General features: G+C 67.0%; 18 protein-coding genes and 4 pseudogenes. 12 read left to right on the forward strand and 10 right to left on the reverse strand.

Annotation, left to right across the window (positions count from 1 at the left end):
• The first annotated feature begins 6 nt into the window (after window positions 1-6).
• Window positions 7-809: pseudogene (locus K9U37_RS04015) on the forward strand (ribosome hibernation promotion factor).
• Between the two features lie 151 nt (window positions 810-960).
• Here the strand turns inward: K9U37_RS04015 and K9U37_RS04020 are convergent.
• Both K9U37_RS04020 and K9U37_RS04025 read right to left on the reverse strand, forming a co-directional pair.
• A complete protein-coding gene (locus K9U37_RS04020; protein WP_243070616.1) occupies window positions 961-1,320 on the reverse strand; it encodes a hypothetical protein in 360 nt (119 codons plus the stop codon).
• Window positions 1,321-2,003: 683 nt separating this feature from the next.
• A pseudogene (locus tag K9U37_RS04025) lies at window positions 2,004-3,028 on the reverse strand (fused (3R)-hydroxyacyl-ACP dehydratase subunits HadA/HadB).
• Window positions 3,029-3,205: 177 nt separating this feature from the next.
• Here K9U37_RS04025 and K9U37_RS04030 point away from each other — a divergent pair.
• From K9U37_RS04030 to K9U37_RS04040, 3 genes are all read left to right on the forward strand, one after another.
• The gene (locus K9U37_RS04030; protein ID WP_243070617.1) at window positions 3,206-3,718 is read left to right on the forward strand and encodes a DUF6448 family protein; all 513 of its coding nucleotides are present in this window, start codon (window positions 3,206-3,208) and stop codon (window positions 3,716-3,718) included.
• 143 nt (window positions 3,719-3,861) lie between these two features.
• Window positions 3,862-4,125 carry an aquaporin gene (locus K9U37_RS20150; RefSeq protein ID WP_243070618.1) on the forward strand — a complete coding sequence of 88 codons (264 nt, stop codon included), beginning with the start codon at window positions 3,862-3,864 and terminating at the stop codon, window positions 4,123-4,125.
• Window positions 4,126-4,560: 435 nt separating this feature from the next.
• Window positions 4,561-4,896, forward strand: coding sequence for a hypothetical protein (locus tag K9U37_RS04040; protein ID WP_243070619.1), 336 nt, complete (start codon window positions 4,561-4,563; stop codon window positions 4,894-4,896).
• Between the two features lie 68 nt (window positions 4,897-4,964).
• Here K9U37_RS04040 and K9U37_RS04045 read toward each other — a convergent pair.
• Window positions 4,965-5,075: pseudogene (locus K9U37_RS04045) on the reverse strand (homocysteine S-methyltransferase); the annotation flags it as partial.
• Between the two features lie 174 nt (window positions 5,076-5,249).
• Between K9U37_RS04045 and K9U37_RS04050 the strand changes: the two are divergent.
• The gene (locus tag K9U37_RS04050; protein ID WP_243070620.1) at window positions 5,250-6,194 is read left to right on the forward strand and encodes a coiled-coil domain-containing protein; all 945 of its coding nucleotides are present in this window, start codon (window positions 5,250-5,252) and stop codon (window positions 6,192-6,194) included.
• Window positions 6,195-6,289: 95 nt separating this feature from the next.
• Here the strand turns inward: K9U37_RS04050 and K9U37_RS04055 are convergent, their stop codons facing one another.
• The gene (locus K9U37_RS04055; RefSeq protein WP_243070621.1) at window positions 6,290-7,318 is read right to left on the reverse strand and encodes a fused (3R)-hydroxyacyl-ACP dehydratase subunits HadA/HadB; all 1,029 of its coding nucleotides are present in this window, start codon (window positions 7,316-7,318) and stop codon (window positions 6,290-6,292) included.
• Between the two features lie 299 nt (window positions 7,319-7,617).
• Window positions 7,618-8,040 (reverse strand): nitroreductase family deazaflavin-dependent oxidoreductase, encoded by a 423-nt coding sequence (locus tag K9U37_RS04060; RefSeq protein ID WP_243070622.1) that lies wholly within the window; start codon window positions 8,038-8,040, stop codon window positions 7,618-7,620.
• Between the two features lie 137 nt (window positions 8,041-8,177).
• On the opposite strand from K9U37_RS04060, the gene K9U37_RS04065 reads away from it, so the two are divergent.
• A complete protein-coding gene (locus K9U37_RS04065) occupies window positions 8,178-9,191 on the forward strand; it encodes a glycoside hydrolase family 6 protein (RefSeq protein ID WP_243070623.1) in 1,014 nt (337 codons plus the stop codon).
• 27 nt (window positions 9,192-9,218) lie between these two features.
• On the forward strand, window positions 9,219-9,890 hold the full coding sequence (locus tag K9U37_RS04070; RefSeq protein ID WP_372489382.1) for a cutinase family protein: 672 nt from the start codon (window positions 9,219-9,221) through the stop codon (window positions 9,888-9,890).
• 3 nt (window positions 9,891-9,893) lie between these two features.
• Here K9U37_RS04070 and K9U37_RS04075 read toward each other — a convergent pair whose 3' ends face one another.
• Entirely contained in the window at window positions 9,894-10,121 is a 228-nt protein-coding gene (locus tag K9U37_RS04075; RefSeq protein WP_243070625.1) for a hypothetical protein, read from the reverse strand.
• 80 nt (window positions 10,122-10,201) lie between these two features.
• Between K9U37_RS04075 and K9U37_RS04080 the strand changes: the two genes are divergently transcribed.
• From K9U37_RS04080 to K9U37_RS04090, 3 genes are all read left to right on the forward strand, one after another.
• Window positions 10,202-10,879, forward strand: coding sequence for a L,D-transpeptidase family protein (locus K9U37_RS04080; RefSeq protein WP_243070626.1), 678 nt, complete (start codon window positions 10,202-10,204; stop codon window positions 10,877-10,879).
• 543 nt (window positions 10,880-11,422) lie between these two features.
• Window positions 11,423-12,244: a cutinase family protein gene (locus K9U37_RS04085; RefSeq protein WP_243070627.1), complete on the forward strand. Its 822-nt coding sequence runs from the start codon at window positions 11,423-11,425 to the stop codon at window positions 12,242-12,244.
• Between the two features lie 202 nt (window positions 12,245-12,446).
• Entirely contained in the window at window positions 12,447-14,819 is a 2,373-nt protein-coding gene (locus tag K9U37_RS04090) for a putative transposase (RefSeq protein ID WP_243070628.1), read from the forward strand.
• Window positions 14,820-15,010: 191 nt separating this feature from the next.
• Here the strand turns inward: K9U37_RS04090 and sodN are convergent, their stop codons facing one another.
• Window positions 15,011-15,433, reverse strand: coding sequence for a superoxide dismutase, Ni (sodN, locus tag K9U37_RS04095; RefSeq protein WP_243070629.1), 423 nt, complete (start codon window positions 15,431-15,433; stop codon window positions 15,011-15,013).
• Window positions 15,434-15,455: 22 nt separating this feature from the next.
• Between sodN and K9U37_RS04100 the strand changes: the two genes are divergently transcribed.
• Window positions 15,456-15,791, forward strand: a complete 336-nt coding sequence (locus K9U37_RS04100; protein WP_372489383.1) for a S24/S26 family peptidase — start codon at window positions 15,456-15,458, stop codon at window positions 15,789-15,791.
• 7 nt (window positions 15,792-15,798) lie between these two features.
• Here the strand turns inward: K9U37_RS04100 and K9U37_RS04105 are convergent, their stop codons facing one another.
• Window positions 15,799-16,710 (reverse strand): lytic transglycosylase domain-containing protein, encoded by a 912-nt coding sequence (locus K9U37_RS04105; protein WP_243070630.1) that lies wholly within the window; start codon window positions 16,708-16,710, stop codon window positions 15,799-15,801.
• A 250-nt stretch (window positions 16,711-16,960) separates the two neighbouring features.
• On the opposite strand from K9U37_RS04105, the gene K9U37_RS04110 reads away from it, so the two are divergent.
• Window positions 16,961-17,743 carry a maleylpyruvate isomerase family mycothiol-dependent enzyme gene (locus K9U37_RS04110; RefSeq protein WP_243070631.1) on the forward strand — a complete coding sequence of 261 codons (783 nt, stop codon included), beginning with the start codon at window positions 16,961-16,963 and terminating at the stop codon, window positions 17,741-17,743.
• A 130-nt stretch (window positions 17,744-17,873) separates the two neighbouring features.
• On the opposite strand, the gene K9U37_RS04115 is transcribed toward K9U37_RS04110, so the two are convergent.
• Entirely contained in the window at window positions 17,874-18,194 is a 321-nt protein-coding gene (locus K9U37_RS04115) for a hypothetical protein (protein WP_243070632.1), read from the reverse strand.
• 385 nt (window positions 18,195-18,579) lie between these two features.
• Window positions 18,580-18,786: pseudogene (locus K9U37_RS04120) on the reverse strand (transposase); the annotation flags it as partial.
• Window positions 18,787-18,798 lie beyond the last annotated feature (12 nt).

Genomic DNA, 18,798 nt, shown 5'->3' on the forward strand with positions numbered 1-18,798 from the left:
GAGAGCGTGTGCCACAGAACACAATTGCCTCCGGTCATCGAGATCGATGTGACAACGCACGGCGAACTGCCCGGTGCGGCCGACTACGCGCGCAGCAAGATCGGTGAGCTCGGGCGGCTCACCCACCGACCGGTGCTGCACGCCCATGTCAAACTAACCGCGCATCACGATCCGGCGGTGCAGCGACCCGTGGTCGCGCAGGCCAATCTGGACGTGCAAGGCCGACTGGTCCATGCTCAAGTTGAGGCCGCGACCGCGCACGAAGCGATTGATCGACTCGAGGCCAGGTTGCGGCACCTGCTTGAACGGGCCGCCGAACACTGGGAAGCGCGGCGTGGTGAGCTAGCCGCGGCCGGTCCGCATGAGTGGCGGCACGACTCCGAGCCCACACACCGACCGAGATACTTTGTCCGGCCGGCCGATGAACGCCGTGTCATCCGCCGCAAGTCCTTCGCCATGGCGCCCTGCACGGTCGACGAGGCGGCGCTCGAATGGACTTGCTCGACTATGACTTCCACCTGTTCACCGAGAAAGGCACCGTCAGCGCCGGTGTCCTCTATCGGGGCGGCCCGACGGGCTATCGCCTGGCGCTGGTAGCACCGGCGCCTGCGGATCGGCTGAGCCCGTTCGAGCTGCCCGTGACGATCAGCCCCCAGCCGGCGCCATGCCTCACCGAGAAGGAAGCCGCCGAGCGGCTCGGCCTACTCGGCCTGCCGTTCCTGTTCTACATCGATGCCGCCGAGGGCCGCGCCAGCGTGTTGCATCACCGCTACGACGGGCATTACGGGTTGATCACCCCGGCGGGCTAGCTGCGGCTAGTACGTGGCGACTTCTTGCTCAGGCAAGAGTGTGTCGGTCACTTGGAAGACGACGCGCCACCGAGCCAAACCTCACCCGGCTGCCTCGGTCCGGCCGTTCCAAAATCGGCCGGATCACGTTTCCGGCGCTCTCAGGCCATCACTAATGACCCGGGCACCGAAGCGTTTTCGTCAGGTGAGATTCCACGCGGGAATCAGCACGTGGGTGAGCTCGGCAGCGGTCGCGGCCTGGAGGTTGATGGCGTATTTCACTGGGCTTTTCCAGCCCCAGCCGGGCGATCCAGCGCCAGGCGTCGCTGGTGGCGGCGACCAACTTCAGGTCACAGTCGACGATGACGGTGCCCGGCTCGCCCGGATCGGTGCCGCCAGGGGTGATGTGGCGCAGCCCGGCTCGCAGCCGGGCCGCCAGCATCGGTGCCACGCTGGCGACGAAGGCGGCGTCGTCGGCGTCGAACCAGGCGCGGCCTGCGTCGCGATACAGGCTGAGGTAGGCCCAGCACACACCGTCAGCGGCAAGGGGGCGCCAAGCTGGTCGCCAAGGCCGCCGGGGCCGAGCATCTCCCGCCCGATCGCGCGCCGCAGGACCTCGGCGGCCACCCAGCGGAAGACGTCGTTGTCGATCTGGGCACGGGCCAGCCGCCCGAGCGCGTTGCGGGCCGCGCGGTGCAGGGCGTCTGTCCCCATGACGACCAGGCTAACCGTCACGCCCTCAACGGAAATCCCTCACGGCGAGGGGTAACGGCGGCGTGGGCGGGCCCGCAGGATGAGGCACAGCCGGCGTGGAGGACAACAACATGAAGTTCGGCGCTATCGGTGCCCCCGCATTGTCACGCAAAAATGTTGCGGCACCGTCGCTTTGGCGAACCGAACGCCGCGGCGCGACGCACTCTCGTGGCGACGTCGGGAGTGCGCCGCGATGACGGTCACGCAACCGGCGGCGTGGGTGATGCTCGCGTTCGGCGGGCTTTACAGCGGGGCCATCCTCATCTACGCGGTGGGTCGGCGGCTTCCCGAAGGCCAGGCGCCCGATCGAGTCGAACGGCTACGGATCACCTGGTGCCGGTTTCACTGGGCCCGCATCGGCATCGCACTGGGCGCACTGGGCGCACTGGGCGCACTGGCAGCTCTGGTCGCCGCCGCCGTCTTGACGATGCAGGCGGCTTGTGTCGATAAAGGGCGGTCAGCTCAGCGGAAGCGGACGTTTAATGTCGCCAGAACGAAGATCTTCCGACCGGCGGACTTCGCGGCGACGACCCCGGAGCGGGTCTGCGGGTCCAGCGACTTGATCCGGCCGCTGAACTCGATGTCTGCACCCTCGGTGGCCGACACGATCGCGGGCCGGGGAGAGACGCACCGCATAGCGGGTGACCGCACCGGGGTCGCCCGACCATGCGGAGACGAACCCCGCACCCAGACCCATGGTGAGTATCCCGTGTGCGATCACGTCGGGCAGCCCGGCCAGCTTGGCGATGCCCTCATCCCAGTGAATGGGGTTGGCATCGCCGGCCACGCCGGCGTAGTTCACCAGGTCACCGCGGGACAAGCGGGCGTGGTGCACTAGCTCGTCGCCAACCTTCACGGCGTCAAAGGACGGTGTTCCCGGCGTGCGGGTCATGCCTGCGTCGGCGATCCGAACCTCGCCCTCGGGGCGCACCGTCTTGCGGTAGGCGGCGTCGTGTTCGCCGATTTCGAGGATGTTCACGTCGTGCACCATCGCGTTGGCCACGGCGGTCTTAATCGCCGGATCGACATCCTCGGCGGTGACGCCGACGACGGTGGTGTGCAGGGTGTGCGCCCGCTCGCCGGCAGCATCGGTGAAGGTGTTGGTGACGGTGATGAAATCTCTGCCGGCGGTCCTGCGCACCGACGTCAGTTCGACGTCGATGTGCAGTTCGTCGCCGGCCACGATTAGGTGGTGTTGCTCGAAGACCTCTTCGGTCTGCAGGTAGGTGTCATAACCGACGACCACGGATTCGAACATCCGGCGATTGCAGGTCATGCCGGGGACCGACGTGAACGTCAGCGGCGCCACCAGGCCCGAATAGCCCAGCTCCGCGGCGGCGGCGACATCCCAATGTGCGGGGTGATAGTCCTGGACAGCACGGGCGCACTCCCGCACCTTTTCGTGGCCGACCAGGTTAGGTGTCGTCCATCTGGTGGTAGTGGCCGACCCGCGATTCGAGCGCCGACGTTTCTGCTGGTTCGGTCATGAACGTGCTCTACGTTTCTACCAGCCTGTCCACTGAGGCCGACCAATCACACTAACCCGCGTGCTCTGGTCACCGAGGTGGGTGTCGCGCCGGGGGCGCCCGCCTCGCAACGTGTCCGCTCAGGATTGGGCCCTTCGCCCCTACACCCCACGATGGTGAACCGGGCAAGGTTGAAGTATGCCTCCACACTGCGATTCCCTCGACGGCCCCGTCGTCACGGCGGCCAAGGCAGCTTTGACCGAGGACAACGCGGAGTTGATTCTGCCGTTCGTGCCCGAGTCCGCCGAAGACCAAGTAAGGGCTGCGTTCGACCGCACCAGGGCCGCTCAGGCGGAGGGTGGGCACTTTACGCACGAGGTGGCGGACTTGTATTTCTTCGACACCGTGGTGCGGCTGCATCGAGCGGGTGAGGGTGCGCCGTTCACCGGACTCAAGCCCGCCGGCTTGGACGTGGGGCCGGTGATCCCACTAGCAGAAGAGGCGATCGATACCCAGTCGATTGACAAGCTTTACGAGTTCCTGTCCGCTGAACTGCGACGGCAGCTGCAAACGCGTCTCGACCGCCTCACCGCCCTCACTGGCGGGGTCACGACGGCCGAGCGGCGTGCGTACGTCGAGGCGACTCTCGGTCTGCAGGTGTATAGCCATCACCTCTACACCATGATGCGGGGCGACCAACACGGAGATTGACCGGCGCAGGGTGAGGAATCTGTGTGATCCATCACCACAACCGCGGGGGCTGGTCTCGTTCAGCGTTCCTTCAGGCCCGTGCCGACATGGCTGCGATTCGCGGTGGACCACCACCGGCCGTTCGCAAGAGGAGCTGAGGAATCGTGCGCAAATACGTCGTTGACCTGATCGGAACGTTCTTTCTGGTGCTCACTGTCGGGACGACGGTCAGTGCAGGTTTGGCGGTCGCACCGCTGGCTATCGGGGCCGTCTTGATGGCGATGATCTTCGCTGGGGGGCACGTCTCGGGCGGGCATTTCAACCCGGCTGTGTCTCTGGGTGTCTTCCTGCGCGGAAGCTGGCCGCTCGCGACCTGCTGCCCTACTGGGGAGCGCAAACCGCTGGCGGTCTGCTGGGCGCTGCTGTGACCCGTGTGCTGGTCGCTGCTCCCGCCCAAGCGCCCCTGCTGCCCGCGGTGGGCCCGGCGTTGGTGGGCGAGTTCGTCTTCACCTTTGCGTTGGTGTGGGTCGTGCTCAACGTGGCGACCGCCGCGGACACAGACGGTAATTCGTTCGGCCGTGCTGGAGAGCTGGTCCGCCGACGGAGCCACGGTGGTGCGGGAGGGACCGGTCGAGGACGCCGATCTGGCTGCAGCGCAGGCCAAGACGGGGGCCGGCGTTTTGCGCATCGCGGCCTGGGCCCCAGATTGCGGCCAGTGAAACCTACATCCGTGACCTTCGAGGGAGCCGATGCTGTGGGTCAGACTGCGAGATCCGTCGCGGTCCGGACATGAGCAGCCGGACAGGCAGGGTCGTCGCCGCCCTAGTTGTAACGCGCGTCTGTGAATCGGCGATACTGACGGCATGTCTAAGAAAACTGCAGCGATCCTGCTGAGCCTGGCTGCCCTGTCGGCAATCCCCGCAGCGATCGCCCCGGTGGCCCAGGCCGACGTGTGCGGCGACTTCGGCGGTCGGCACGTGGCCATCGGCGGTTGCACCCCGGGCTTCGCCGACGACGCCGTGGACGCGGCCGTGGCGGCCGGGGCGGCTGACGCAGTGGCGAATGATTGGGCTCGCTACGGCTTCCCGGCGAGCTACGCGTATGCGCTGGTCCCGTCATTCCCCGGAGAGGCGCCGTGCATCTCTCCGACCGGCCTGCCTTACTACACCCCCGGCGACGCCCCCTGCTACGTCCCCTAGTTGATAGCCCCGTTCATGACGGGCTTGTCGATGGCGCCGGCCTCCGGACCTCATCGGACGCTAGCCACTTCCCACACCTCCCCGCTGTTGGGGTAGATGATCACCGGCTTACCGGTCACCCGGCGCGCGGGAGCGACCGCAGCTTTAACATCGCCGGGCGCGCGGCAGTTGACGCCGAGTATTCATCGGCACTCTAGGGGCTCCGGTGCCGATGCCAGCGACCCGCGTGCCGGACAGGTGGCCTGCGGTTGGACAAGGTCGATGCCTTTTCGTAACCTTTCCGAGACTCAAGGCACAATGAGTCCGCAGTTTGACGAAGAATGATGTCGACGGCAGTCAAAGGATGCGCAGTCGTGACGTTCCAACCGCCCTTCGCGGCGAAATCGGGCCCGAGCCGGACGGCGGCCGCCGCAATCGCGATCCTGACCGCCCTCTGCATGGTGTGGGCGGGTGCCGCCCACGCCGACCCGGCGCAGGACGAACTGGCGAAGCTGAACGAGCTGACCAAACAGGCCCAGCAGCTAATCGAGTCCGTCCAGGCCGCCGAGCAAGACCTCGACAGGAAGCAGCGGCTCCAACACGAGGCGGAGAACAGGCACGCCGACGATCTGGCTGAACTCGAAGCCACCAAGGCGCAGCTGGCCGCCTACCAGGAGATCGTCGACAACGCAGCCGCTGCGGTCTACGTAGGCGGACGCACCGACAGCGTGAGTGCATTCCTGACTGCCCACTCGCCGAAGAGCCTGATCGACGAGCTAGCCTTCCAGAGGACGGTGGCCGACCAGATGGCCGTAAAGCTGCGTGGTTTCCGCGAGGCCCAGCGGCAGGCTGGGATCATCGAGGCAGTCTCGGCGGAGTCCGCGGCCGCCGCCGAAGCGGCCGCCGACGCTGCTGCTGCCCTGCGGACGGACCTGCAGAGCGTCCAATCGCAGCTGGACACCCAGGTCAGATTGGTCAAGGCGACCTATTACACGCTGCCCGCCGCACAGCAGGCGTTGTTGGGCCCTGGCGGAGCGGTCCCCAGGGTCGGGATGGGCGGTCTGGTCCCCAACGCCCGTGTCCTCGCGGCGTACATCATTGCCACCTACCCCGGGGTGCAGACCATCGGCGGTGTGCGTTCGGATCCGCTTCCTGACCACCCGAGCGGCCACGCCATCGACATCATGATCGGCTCAGACATGGCTCTCGGCGATGTCATCAACGCCGACGTTCAAAGCCAGGCGGAACGCTTCGGTGTGAAGTACACGATGTGGCGGGTGGCCGACCACTTCAACCACGTGCACATCACGGTGTCCTGACCCGGCGCGCACCTTTTCAGGTGGAGGCCGGTAGTAGCATCCTCAGCATCGTGCCGTCATGCGAGGACATCGATACCGCGCGGATATCTGCGGGGTCAGCGGAAGCGGATGTCCATGGTCGCCAGCCCAAAGATCTTGCGGCCACTGGACTTTGCGCCGACAATCACGACACCGGTGCGGGTCTGGGGATCCAGCGATTTGATCCGCCCGCTGAACTCGATGTCCGCGCCCTCCTTGGCCGACACGATCGCCGGCTGAGACAGCCGCACCGAATAGCGCGTCACCGCACCGGGATCACCCGACCACGACGAGACGAATCCAGCACCTAGCCCCATCGTGAGCATTCCGTGGGCGATCACATCGGGTAGCCCGGCCAGCTTCGCGATGTCCTCGTCCCAGTGAATCGGGTTGGCGTCACCGGCAACTCCGGCATAGTTCACCAAATCGCCTCGGGACAGCCGGGTGTGGTGCACGGGAAGCTCGTCGCCGACCTTCAGATCATCGAACGACGCCGTCCCCGGTGTGCCGGTCGAGCCGTCGGCGATGCGGACCTCGCCCTCTGGGCGCACCGTTTTGTGGTAGCTGGCGTCGGATCCGTCGATGTCGAGGATGTTGACGTCGTGCATCATCGCGTTCTGCACGGCTTGCTTGACCGCCGGGTTGAGGTCGTCGGCAGTCACGCCCACGACCGTGGTGTGCAGGGTGTGCACCCGCTCGCCGGCAGAGTCGGTGAAGGTGTTGGCGACAGTGATGAAGTCTCGGCCGGCGGTCCTGCGAACCGAGGTCAGCTCGACGTCGATGTGCAGTTCGTCGCCGGCGACGATCGGGCGGTGCTGCTCGAAGACTTCCTCGGTCTGCAGATAGGTGTCGTAGCCGACGACGATCGATTCGAACATGCGGCGATTGCAGGCCATGCCGGGAGTCGACGTGAAGGTCAGCGGCGCCACCAGACCGGAGTAACCCAGCTCGGCGGCAGCGGCGAGGTCCCAGTGCGCGGGGTGGTAGTCCTGCACGGCGCGGGCGTACTCACGTACCTTCTCGCGGCCGACCAGGTAGGTGCCGTCCATCTGGTAGTAGTGGCCGACCCGCAATTCGAGAGGCGACGTGTCAGCTGGTGCAGTCATGAATTGCTCATCTTTTCTATCGGCTTGATCGCTGAAGCCGACCAAAGCACACTAACGCGCTTCGACGGCATCCCGAATTTGCGTCCGAGCCGCGGCGAGCGCCCGTTGGATTTCAGCCCGCCGTCCCCCCGGTCAGCCTACGATCTCCGCAGCTTCGTGCCGCCCGATAGCGCGAGCCAGGATGGAGCGCGCCATGCCAACCAGCGACCCGGTCGGCGTCGGCTGCGTCTTCGCCTCGCCCATCGCTGTGATGCCGCCGATCTGGGAGGCATCGACCGGTGGGCCTGTGTTGACCGCCGCTACTCGACGACGAAAACCGGAATCAGCCGGCTGGTCTTGGTCTGGTACTCGGCATAGGGCGGGTAGGCCTGCACCGCGAGGTTCCACCAATGCTCACGTTCGGCGCCCTCGAGTTCGCGCGCGGTCAGCTCGGTGACCTTGTCGCCGTCTTGCACCGTCACCCGCGGGTTGGCCTTGACATTGTGGTACCAGGACGGGTGCTGGGGGTCGCCGCCCTTGGAGGCCACCATGGCGTAGCGGCCGTTCTCTTCGACGCGCATCAGCGGCACGTAGCGCTTCTTGCCGGACTTTGCGCCCGTGGTGGTGAACAGGACGACGGGACGGTCGAGGATCTTGATCCCGTCAGTCGTTCCCTGCTCGATAATGCGCTCGGTCTGCTCGCGGACCCAATCGGTGGGGCTCAACTCTGCATGCTCAGTCACGTCGCCCGCAACGCTGCCGGGCGGCCGGGTATTCCGCAATCCGCCAATGTGACCAATGTGGCAGATGCGACTACGAAGCATGTTGTGCGAAACCAGGATTGGTGCATATTGACATGCACCACTATTTTTCTGGAGTGATGTCTTCAGCTGCCGGTTCCGTCGCGCGGTTGGTCGCCCCGTTCCTGGCGGTCGCCACCATTGCGGTCATGAGCCTCGCCGCCAACCCCATCCACGCCGAGCTCGGCGGTGTGGCACTGCTGGCCGACGAGGCCAACCCACTAGCCGCACAGCCCTTCTACGTCGACCCCATTTCGGCCGCCGCGGTCGCCGCGCGTAACGCCAACCCGCCCAGCGCGGAGCTGACCGCCATCGCCAACACTCCGACGGCGTACTGGCTCGACCAGGCGTTCTCTCCTGCAACGGTCGCAGCCACGGTCGGGAAGTACACCGGTGCTGCGCAGGCTGCCGGCGCGATGCCGATCTTCGCCCTCTACGCGATCCCGCATCGCGACTGCGGCAGCTTCGCCGCCGGTGGGTTCGGGTCGGGGGCGGCCTACCGCCAGTGGATCGACGGGATCGCCGCAGGCCTGGGTTCCTCGCCGGCCGCGGTCGTCGTCGAACCCGATGCGCTGGCCATGGCCGATTGCCTGTCATCCGACCAGCGCCAGGAGCGCTTCGACCTGATCCGCTACGCCGTCGACACACTGACCCGCGACCCAGCCGCCGCCGTGTACGTCGACGCCGGCCACTCCCGCTGGGTCAGTGCCGACGCGATGGCGGCCCGCCTCAACGAGGTCGGTGTGCAGCGCGTGCGCGGGTTCAGCCTCAACACCTCCAACTTCTTCACCACCGACGAGGAGATCGGCTATGGCGAGGCCATCTCCGGCGCGACCAACGGCGCCCACTACGTCATCGACACCGGCCGCAACGGCGCCGGACCGCCCCTCGACTCCCCGCTCAGCTGGTGTAATCCGAGCGGCCGGGCGCTGGGCGCCCCGCCCAGCACGGTCACCGCGGAAGAACATGCGGATGCCTATCTGTGGATCAAGCGCCCCGGTGAATCCGATGGGTCGTGCGATCGCGGTGAACCGCCTGTGGGGCGCTTCGTGAGCCAGTACGCCATCAGCCTGGCCGGAAACGCCGGGCATTAGGCGACCAAGGTCAGCGGACGACCGGCCATGCCGCTGTGTCAGCATGTGGTGGTGAGTTCACCTCGTGTTGCCCGCCTCGCGGCGGTGTTGTTCCTGCCGGCGCCGGTGTTCGTCAGCCTGCCCGCCGCCGTGCCGGCCGCCGCGCAACCCTGCTCTGACGTCGAGGTGGTGTTCGCCCGCGGCACGAACGAGCCCCCCGGCGTCGGCATGGTGGGGCAGGCCTTCATCGACTCGCTGAGCTCACAGGTCGGTGGGCGCTCGGTCGGGGTATATGCGGTCAACTACCCCGCCAGCGACAACTACATCAGCGGCGCCGCGGACGGCTCCGACGACGCTCGCACGCACATCCAGGACATCGTTGCCAGCTGCCCGGCTACCAAGGTGGTCGTGGGCGGGTACTCGCAGGGCGCGGCAGTGACCGATCTGGCCACCGCCGCGTTGCCGCCGAAGACCACAGACCATGTCGCAGCTGTCGCGCTGTTCGGCACCCCGTCGAGCTCCTTCGCGAGCATGCTGGCCGGCGGTGAACTGCTGCCCACGACCAATCCGGCATATGCCGCCAAGACCATCGACCTGTGTGCCGATGGTGACCCGATCTGCTCCCCGGGCGGCAACATCCTGGCGCACGTCTCCTACGCCCAGTCGGGAATGACCGACCAGGCTGCGACCTTCGCGGTGACGAAGATCGATCAGCACTAATCGTCAGCGCCGCGTGGCCGCACCGAGTTTCACCGGCCGGGTCACATGGCCGCTGACGTCGTCGCGATCGAGCAGCACGCCGCGGGCGACCGGTTCCAGTGCGCCCTGGACCTGCAAGCGTTCGGGGCGCTGCGGGAACTCCGGTGACTTGGCGAGGGTGTCGGTGATCGCGATGCGACGACGTCGCGGGCGTAGCTGACCTCGGCGCCCACTCTGTAACGGAGTGCACACCAAGTCGAGCCATATTCGTTATTCGGCAGAGTCTTGAGCGAGCCAATTCCGTTACGGCAGGCCGATAGCATGAATCCACTGTGAAGCTTCCCAAGACCGTCGCGACCGTCGTCGGGCGAATTGGCTTGGTAGCGCTGAGTCTTCCCCTCGCCGCGCCCGCATCCGCCGAACCCGCCGCAGCCCAGCCCGCGCAGTGGATCGTCGTCGGCGTGCCCGCGGCGAATGCGACGACGGGCACGCTGATCGCGTACCAACGTGACGGCCAGCAGTGGAAAGCTGTCCTCGGTCCGACTCCGGCCCACGTGGGTGAGCTGGGTGTCGGAGCTCCCGCCGACGGTGTCTACCGCACCCCCGAGGGCACCTTCGCCTTCGACCAATCCTTCGGCCGACAACCCAATCCCGGCACGAAGATGCCATATTTCCAAGCCACAAAGCAGGATTGGTGGGACGAGGACCCCAAGTCGCCGACGTACAACACACACGTGCGCAGTGCAGACCAGCCCTCCTCCGTCGTCGAGAACCTGTATGACTCCGGGCCAGTGTATGACTACGCCGTCAACATCGCGTCCAATCCGCAGCGCATCCCGGGCAACGTGGCCGGAATTTTCCTGCACGTGACCGACGGCAATCCCACGTGGGGATGCGTCGCGATCGGCCGCGACGAGATGAAGTCGGTACTCAACTGGCTCGACCCGGCGCAGGATCCCCGAATCAGCATCGGTGTCGGACAACCGTCGTTGGTGGCGACCAAGTCCTGACCGCCAGGCGTCAGCTGTCCTTGAAGACGAAGTTCTGGTCCAGCCGGTTACGCGGCACGTCGAGGGAGTTGGCGGCGAATTCCGGGTCAGGGTAGCTGATCGCGACACCACACAGGCTGGCTCAGGTGATCCGCCGGACCTCACCCGACGGCGCGGACGAACCCCGCAAGCGGATTGCTGCGATGATGTTGGGCCTGGCCATCACCTCCGATGTGGACGGAGCAGCGAGTAGAGCCGCAGCGGGCCCATCGGACGTGTCTACGACGCCCCCGGTGCTGCTCAACCTCGGTGCTCCGGGTACTCGTGGCTCCGGGCAGCCGAATCCGACAGGTCGACGCCAACTACGTCGGTAAATGGGAACTTCCGTGTTCGATGAGGTTACTGAACCGACCATGGCGGTGATCCGGCCCGACGGACACGTCGCCTGGCTGGGAGCCGGACCGGCGGTCGGCTCGATACGGCGCTCACCAGGTGGTTCGGATCGGGGTAACGGTAGGCTGCCGGGCGACGATCAACCTGCTGATCACATTGGAGGGTTTCGTCGTGTTTCGCCGTTTGGGTTCGGCTGCGCTACTGGCCGGGATCGCCGTCACCGGTCTGGCCACCGGTACCGCCGCCGCCGCACCGTCGTGTGCCGACTACCACTGGATCGGCGCGGCCGGCTCGGGACAGCGCGACGGGGCGGGGCTGACAGCCAACGGCGGTATGGGCGACGTGGTGTATCAGTCCTACCAACAGTTGCGGGATGACCTGGCGGCCAGTGGACACACCATCGACGCGGAGGCCGTCCAGTACCCCGCTGCTCCCGTTCCGCTTAAGGGCGGACTGAGTGGCTGGCTGGAGTTCCTCGGCAGCGTCGGCGACGGCACCGACGCGGTGGCCCAGCAGTTCAACACCTTCGCCGAGCGCTGCCCCGACACCAAGGTCGTCCTCGCCGGCTACTCGCAGGGCGCGATGGTCGTGCACCGCAACCTCTTCAAGCTCGCCGACGACCCACACGTCGCCGCCGCGCTGCTGATCGCCGACGGTGACCGCCTGCCCGCCGACAACACCATCGATCTGGGGTCCGCCGCCGGCGCACAGGCTCGCGGCAAGGGCGTCGCCCAGGAGCACTCGCTCCTCGCGTCGACGAACACCGCGATGTTGCCCCCGGCGATCGGCGCGCGCACCGTCAGCGTTTGCGACGCCGGCGATCCGGTGTGCGACTACGACCCGGATACCAAAGTCACCGACGCAGCGATCGCCATCCACACGTCGTACTTCCCGGCCGCCAGTGGTGGGCACGGCTGGGTAGCACCCTTGTACAAGCTCGTGACGAATGTGTCCGGGACACCGGCGTCTACGCTCGCGCTGAGCGCCGGCTGAGGCGCGGTCGCGGCTTTGGCCACCGCGGCGCCGCCGCTACTGCGGACAGATCGGTGTCCAGGACTCCTGACATAGGGCCTGTGTCCGGTCGGTAATTTAGTGCTCTGATCTGCGGATTTCTCGGTGTGTCGGCGCACGACTTTGGCTTCTATGATTAATAATAGAAATAGCTATTTCGCACGATTACGGGGGGTGGTGGACGATGACCGTGATGACCGTGCAGCCGCCCCTGCCGCTGGTGCCCGAGGATGCGCGCCCGGTCGGCACGGCCGCAGCGATCGTCGAGGACGACGACGGTGGCCGGGTGTTCGTGCACGGCAATCTGGCCTACGCGTGGGACGCCGGTGACACCGCGGGGCGCCGGTTCGCGGCGGTGTCGCTGATACGGATCAAGGCGGCCACCCAGCTGCAGGTCGCCGAGGCGTTCGCGGTGACACCGGCCACGGTGCGGCGCTGGGAGGCCCGGCTCACCGACGGCGGTATGGCCGGGCTGCTCGGCGAACGCAAGGGCCCCAAACGCAAGTCGAAACTGACCGCCGACACCGTCGCCGCGATCCGCCGGTTACGCGACGGTGGGGCGTCCTACCGCGCCATCGCCGCGGCGACCGGGGTGTCGGCGGGTAGCGTCCGCAACGCGCTCACCGACACCGACACCGACACCGACACCGACACCGACACCGACACCGACACCGAAGATCCTGGCGCCCCAACGGGTTCGGATGCTCACCTGCTGTCGGAACCGCAGATCGCGGTCGAACCCGAGGTCGAGATCGAGGTGGAAGCCGAGCAGGATTGCCCGGCAACGATGTCCGATGTGCCGGTCACCGACACTGGCGCTGCTGCTGCCAACACCGAGGTGCCGGTGTTGGCTGATCCGGTCGACCGCGGCGGGGAGCGCGCGTTGGCGCGGTTCGGGTTGATCCCGTCCGCGCCACCGGTGTTCACGCCGTGCGGGCGGGCCCCGCTGGCCGGGGTGTTGCTGGCGCTGCCCGCGCTGGCCGCGACCGGGCTGCTCGAGTGCGCGCACACCGTCTACGGCGGGTTGCCCAACGGGTTTTATTCGCTGGATACGATGTTGTGCGAGAGCGTGTTCCGCGCCCTGCTGGGCGAGGCTCGCGCCGAGGGCGCCGCCCGGATCGACCCGCCCGCGCTGGGGCGGGTGCTGGGTTTGGACCGGGCCCCGGAGGTCAAGACGATCCGCCGCAAGATCGGGCTGCTCGCCGAAGCGGGTCGGGCCGGCGACTGGATCGCCGCGATGGCCGCCCGGCATGTCGAGGACCGGCCCGAGCAGGCGGCGGTGCTGTATGTCGACGGGCATGTCCGCGCCTATCAGGGCACCCGCAAGATCGCCAAAACCCATGTGCCGCGGTTGAAGTTCCCCGCCCCCGCGACGGTGGAAACCTGGGTCGCCGACGCCGCGGGGGATCCGCTGCTGGTGGTGATGGCCGAACCGGGCGCCTCGCTGGCCGCCGAGCTGCGCCGGTTGATCCCGCAGCTGCGCGCCATGGTCGGCGACGAGCGCCGGGTGCTGGTCGGGTTCGACCGCGGCGGCTGGTCACCGATCCTGTTCGCCGACCTGCACGCGGCCGGGTTCGACACCTTGACCTGGCGCAAAGGCAGCATCGCCGACCTCGACGAGCACCAGTTCACCGAACACACCCACATCGACGAACACGGCCGCACCCACACCTGGGCACTGGCCGACACCCCCGTCGAGTTGCCCATCACCGACGGGTCCCGCGCCGGTGAGGTGTTCGCGATGCGACAGATCAGCCTCCACGATCGCGCCCGCAGCCGGCAGATGCACATCCTGACCACCCGGCGCGACCTGCCCGCCGCGCAGATCCGCTACCAGATGGGATCGCGCTGGCGTCAGGAGAACCACTACCGCTACGCCCGCATGCATTTCGACCTCGACTCCCACGACAGCTACCGCGCCGCCCAGGACGACCCGGACCGGATGGTGCCCAACCCGGCCAAGAAGCTCGCCTACCAACAGGTCGAAAAAGCCAGGCGGGCACTGCATTCGGCCGAAACCACCCGGGATCGTGAACTGTTGACCGCGTCGACGCCGCCGCCGGGAACCACCACCGTGCTCACCAACGCGATGATCAACACCATCACCGCCGACGCCCACACCGCCCACGCCGCGCTCCAGGCGGCACAGGCCGCCCACCACGCGATCCCCGCCCGGTTGCCGCTCGCCCAGGTCCACCCCGGCCAGCAGGTCCTCGACACCGAAACCAAGCTGATCCACCACGCCATCCGCATCGCCGCGTTCAACACCGCACAATCGCTGGCGCGGGCGATCCTCACCGACACCGGCTACACCCGCGGCGACGACGAAGCCCACACCCTGATCCGCACCGCACTGGCCGGCTCCGGCGACATCATCCCCGACCACGACACCAACACCCTGCACATCCGCCTCGACCCGCTACCAGCGCCCCGCCACACCGCCGCCATCGACGAACTCTGCCAAGCACTCAACGACACCAACACCGTCTACCCCGGCACCGACCTGACCCTGCGCTACAGCATCAAATCCCACCGACGACCGCACACCAATTCTTGAGCTACGTCAGGAGTCCTGGTGTCTGGGACGGTATCGACGCCGCCACGGTGTTCATGGACCTCGCGCATGCCGGGCCGCGCACACGCTGCACCGCATCACCAACCAGGTGATCGACCCACGCGGCGAGCGCGCTTGGAGCGCTGCTACGTCGGTGTGTCGACATGGCCTCGTCGACGAATGGGTTGCCGGGATCAGGCGGGCGGGTAGACGCCCATACCCTTGGCCTTCTCGGTCTGCCAGAAGATGTCGGAGATCTTGTCGATGGTCGCCAGCAGCTTCTCGGCGACGGCGACGTCGAGCGACTTCTTCACGTCACCCGCGCCGTGCACGCCGTCCCAGAACAGCTGGTGCAGGTTGGGGAACTGCTCGAAGTGCTCCTTGGCGAAGAAGTCGGCCCACAGCACCATCAGGTGATGCTTGACCTCCTCGGCCCGCTGCTCCTTGATGATGATGGCGCGGGTCTTGAAGTGCTCGTCGTCGGAGTCGTGGTACTTCTGGAGCGTCTTCAGGCACGAGAGTGCCTCGATCTTGGCCTGCGCGGGGTCATAGACGCCGCAGTACAGATCGCAGTGGGCATGGGCTTCGGTGGCGTCGGCGAAAAGTCGTTGCAGCATGCGCCTAACTTACCCTTTGATCATGCGTCATAACCATGGGCTTGGGTATTGGCCCGTGCGCCGGTTTGTCGTGGTCGAGGACTCGATGCGGCCGACGCTGCACCCCGGCGACGGGCTGCTCTCGGTGCGCGGCGGCAGGCCGCGGCAGGGCCAGTTGCGGGTGTTCCCCGACCCCCGATTGCCGTCGCGCTGGCTGGTCAAACGCGTCGGCGAGGTGCGGGGCAGTGGACGTGGCGCAGCGTTCGAGGCGTGCTCGGACAATCCGGGCGCGCCGGGTGTGGTCGACTCGCGGCGCTTCGGGTGGGTGCCCGCGGCCGGTTCCTATCGGGTGGTGTGGACGGTGCGCGGCCGCCGGTAGTGGGGACTCACTGCGGATGGGTGGCCAGGTAGTCCTGGACGGGAATGCGTTCGGTCTCGGCAAAACCGATGGGCAGCAGGATGTCTCCGGCAGTGGAGAAGTAGTAGACGTCCCAGCGGTAGTAGTCGCCGAAGGCGGCGGGGTCGGCGGCCATCGCCGCGGCGTACTGGCTGACGGCCGCCACGTACTGGCTGGCGTTGTTGTACCGGAAGATCGCGCGATCGGGGTCGGTGGCGAAACCGTTGGCGGCCAGGTAGCGCCCGGCTGCCATGATGGCGTCGCGCGGATTGCGGACGTCACCGCCCTCGCCGAACGCGGCGAAGGTCGACGGCAGGAACTGCATCGGGCCCTCTGCCCCGGCGGTGCTGACCCCGTGGATGCTGCCGAACCGGGTCTCGATGAAGTTGATCGCGGCCAGGTAGTTCCACCCGACGCCGGTGGCCGCTTCGGCCTCGCGGTAGTAGCCGAGCAGCTCGTCGGCGGGAGGCGGCGGTTCGATCCGCCAGGCCGGCAGAGTGTCGCTCGGGACGGCCATCGCCGCCAGTTGACGGCGGGCTTCGATGTTGCGGTCATAGAAGCCGAGCAGTTCCGGCGGGATCTTGGGCCGGATGATCCCGTCCCAGTCCGGGTGACGGCCGATGGCACGGTAGGCCACCTGCTGGCGATGCGCGGCGGCGACCAGGGCGTCCTCCGGTGTCGACGGGTCGCGCAGCGCCAGTTCGTCGGCGACCAGGTCGTCGCCGATCCGGGCGGGATCCGATGCCAGCCGAGGCGAGGTGACCGGGGCAGCCGGCTCGGCCGCCGCGACCGCGGTGGTCGATACCAGCGCGACGGGCGCCGTCGCGGGGTGGCCACAGCCGGCCAGGGTCAATGTGAGCGCGGCCGCGGCCAGCGGCGCGACCACCCGGAAAGGACTCATCACGTCGAGTCTTTCCTATCCGGGCGGTCCACCGCATCGAATTCTCACGGGAAGGGGATCACCGGCGGTTCCGGCAGGGTGAATCCGGGATCGCTGCTTTGGCCCCGGGTGTCTGCTGCCGGTGCGGTTCGGGACGATGACCCCATCGTCGCGGCCCGGCAGTGCGTGCAGACGCCCGGTGGTTCCAAGCACGTGATCGGCGAGGCGGTGGACCTCGGCGGGACCGGCGCCGACCGATAGGGTCTTCGAAATGAGGAGCCTTCCGGAGATCCGTGCCGCATTGGAGAGTTGCTACGCGCAGTTCGAGGCGCTGTGCGCCGACCTCGGTGACGCCGAGTGGCAGACCCGGTCGCTGTGCCCGGACTGGAACGTCCACGAGGTCGTCCAGCACGTCACCAGCATCGAGGCTGTGATGGCCGGCTGGCTGCCGCAGGACGACGCCACACCGCCGCCGTTCGAGAAGGCCGCCAAGTTCCTGGAGGGCACCGACGGCCCCGCGGTGCTCGTCGAGAAGGTCCGCGGAGTCTACGACAGCAGGCGCGCTGACTTGGGCAAGCTGACCACCGAGGATCTGCAGCGCCCGTCGTGGATGCCCACCGGCCGGGGCACCTACGGACGATTCCTGGAGATCCGGGTGTTCGACTTCTGGGTGCACGAGCGCGACATCAGCACCCCGCTCGGCCGCAAGACCGACGACTCAGGTCTGGCCGCCGAGATCGCGCTGGCCGAGGTGGAGGGCTCCATCGGTTACATCGTTGGCAAGAAGGTCGGTCTGCCCGACGGCAAGAGCTTGGCCATCCGGCTGACTGGGCCGATCGTCCGGGAGATCGACGTGCGTGTCGACGGCCGCGCCCAGCGCGTCGAGCACCTGGAGCACCCGGACGCGACGTTGGCCACGGACTCCACCACCTTCATCCAACTCGCTTGCGGCCGAATCGATCCGCAGGCCCAGATCGACTCCGGCGCAGTCAGTTGGAGCGGCGACGACGAGATCGGCGATCGCGCCGCCCGCAACCTGAGGTTCACGATGTGACCGGGCGCCCGGAGTCGGGGGACTTCCACTTCGACGTCATGTTGCCCGTACGCGTTCTTCCCCGACGGCCACTGCCTGTGTCGATCAACCGCGGTGAGGTCATCAACTTCGGCGAGCGCGCGTCGGAGGTTTACGCATCGTCATCATCGTCGGGTTCGAGCGCGGGATCCGACAACGACATCAGGAAGATGAGCCCGAGCAGGGCGGAGATGATGAACGCCGAGAAGATGTCGAACCACTGGAACGGGTACAACGCGCCGTCGATCGAGAGCACGAGAGTCGTCTCGACCAACCCGAACAGCACCAAGAACACCGCTTGCCGGATGCGCGACAGACTCCGATGTCGCCGTGTGCGCCGCAACTCCACAGCGAAAGTCAAGAGCAGGATCGGAAGGATCTGCGCGAGCGTCATCGCGGTGGAGCTGTCCACCAGAACGATCCGTCCAGCCAAGGCCCGCCTCCCCACCAGGTCGTGAAGGAAGCATCTTCTCACGGCCGGCCCTGCAGGCGGTCCGACAGCTGAAGCAAATTGACGCAAACCAATATTCGAGTGTTCGGGCCGGCCGGGTTACGCTGTCTATCGATGCCGATACTGAGGTTTTCTTACTTGGGGCGTGTGAGGTTGGGGTGTGACTGGAGTTCCGGCGTGTCGTGAGAGCAAGACGTGGGGTCCCTGCTCAAGGATCGGTTTCGACCAAGAAAGCCGTTCCGCTGCAAGAGGACCCCACGTGTTCACCCGATCCACAGATCTTGAACGTTCACCTAGTAGTGAATGTTGTTGTTGCACAAGCTAACTCGCATTGGTTAACTGGTAACGGCGCGTGCTCGACAGGTGCGAGTTCGTGCAGGTCGGGTGCCTGTTCGGCGACTTCACCGGCATCGACCTCGGCCTGGCGCACCCACTTGCGTAGCGTCTCCGGGTTCATCCCCAGCCGGCCAGAGATGGCCTTTATCGCCGCCCACTCGCTGTCGTAGTCGTCACGGTGTTCGCGGACCAACCGCACCGCCCTGGCCTTGGTGTTCTCGTCGTACTTGCTCGGCATCGCGCCATCCTT

This window comes from Candidatus Mycolicibacterium alkanivorans, from assembly GCF_022760805.1.
In the GTDB taxonomy this organism is placed as follows: Bacteria; Actinomycetota; Actinomycetes; order Mycobacteriales; family Mycobacteriaceae; genus Mycobacterium; species Mycobacterium alkanivorans.

Bases quoted from the DNA above. Each gene is read 5' to 3' on its own strand.
- K9U37_RS04065 (WP_243070623.1), top strand. From the start codon at position 8,178: ATGTCTTCAGCTGCCGGTTCCGTCGCGCGGTTGGTCGCCCCGTTCCTG.
- K9U37_RS04105 (WP_243070630.1), bottom strand. From the start codon at position 16,710: ATGAGTCCTTTCCGGGTGGTCGCGCCGCTGGCCGCGGCCGCGCTCACA.
- K9U37_RS04070 (WP_372489382.1), top strand. From the start codon at position 9,219: ATGCCGCTGTGTCAGCATGTGGTGGTGAGTTCACCTCGTGTTGCCCGC.
- K9U37_RS04100 (WP_372489383.1), top strand. From the start codon at position 15,456: ATGCGTCATAACCATGGGCTTGGGTATTGGCCCGTGCGCCGGTTTGTC.
- sodN (WP_243070629.1), bottom strand. From the start codon at position 15,433: ATGCTGCAACGACTTTTCGCCGACGCCACCGAAGCCCATGCCCACTGC.
- K9U37_RS04040 (WP_243070619.1), top strand. From the start codon at position 4,561: ATGTCTAAGAAAACTGCAGCGATCCTGCTGAGCCTGGCTGCCCTGTCG.
- K9U37_RS04110 (WP_243070631.1), top strand. From the start codon at position 16,961: ATGAGGAGCCTTCCGGAGATCCGTGCCGCATTGGAGAGTTGCTACGCG.
- K9U37_RS04090 (WP_243070628.1), top strand. From the start codon at position 12,447: ATGACCGTGATGACCGTGCAGCCGCCCCTGCCGCTGGTGCCCGAGGAT.
- K9U37_RS04055 (WP_243070621.1), bottom strand. From the start codon at position 7,318: ATGACTGCACCAGCTGACACGTCGCCTCTCGAATTGCGGGTCGGCCAC.
- K9U37_RS04030 (WP_243070617.1), top strand. From the start codon at position 3,206: ATGCCTCCACACTGCGATTCCCTCGACGGCCCCGTCGTCACGGCGGCC.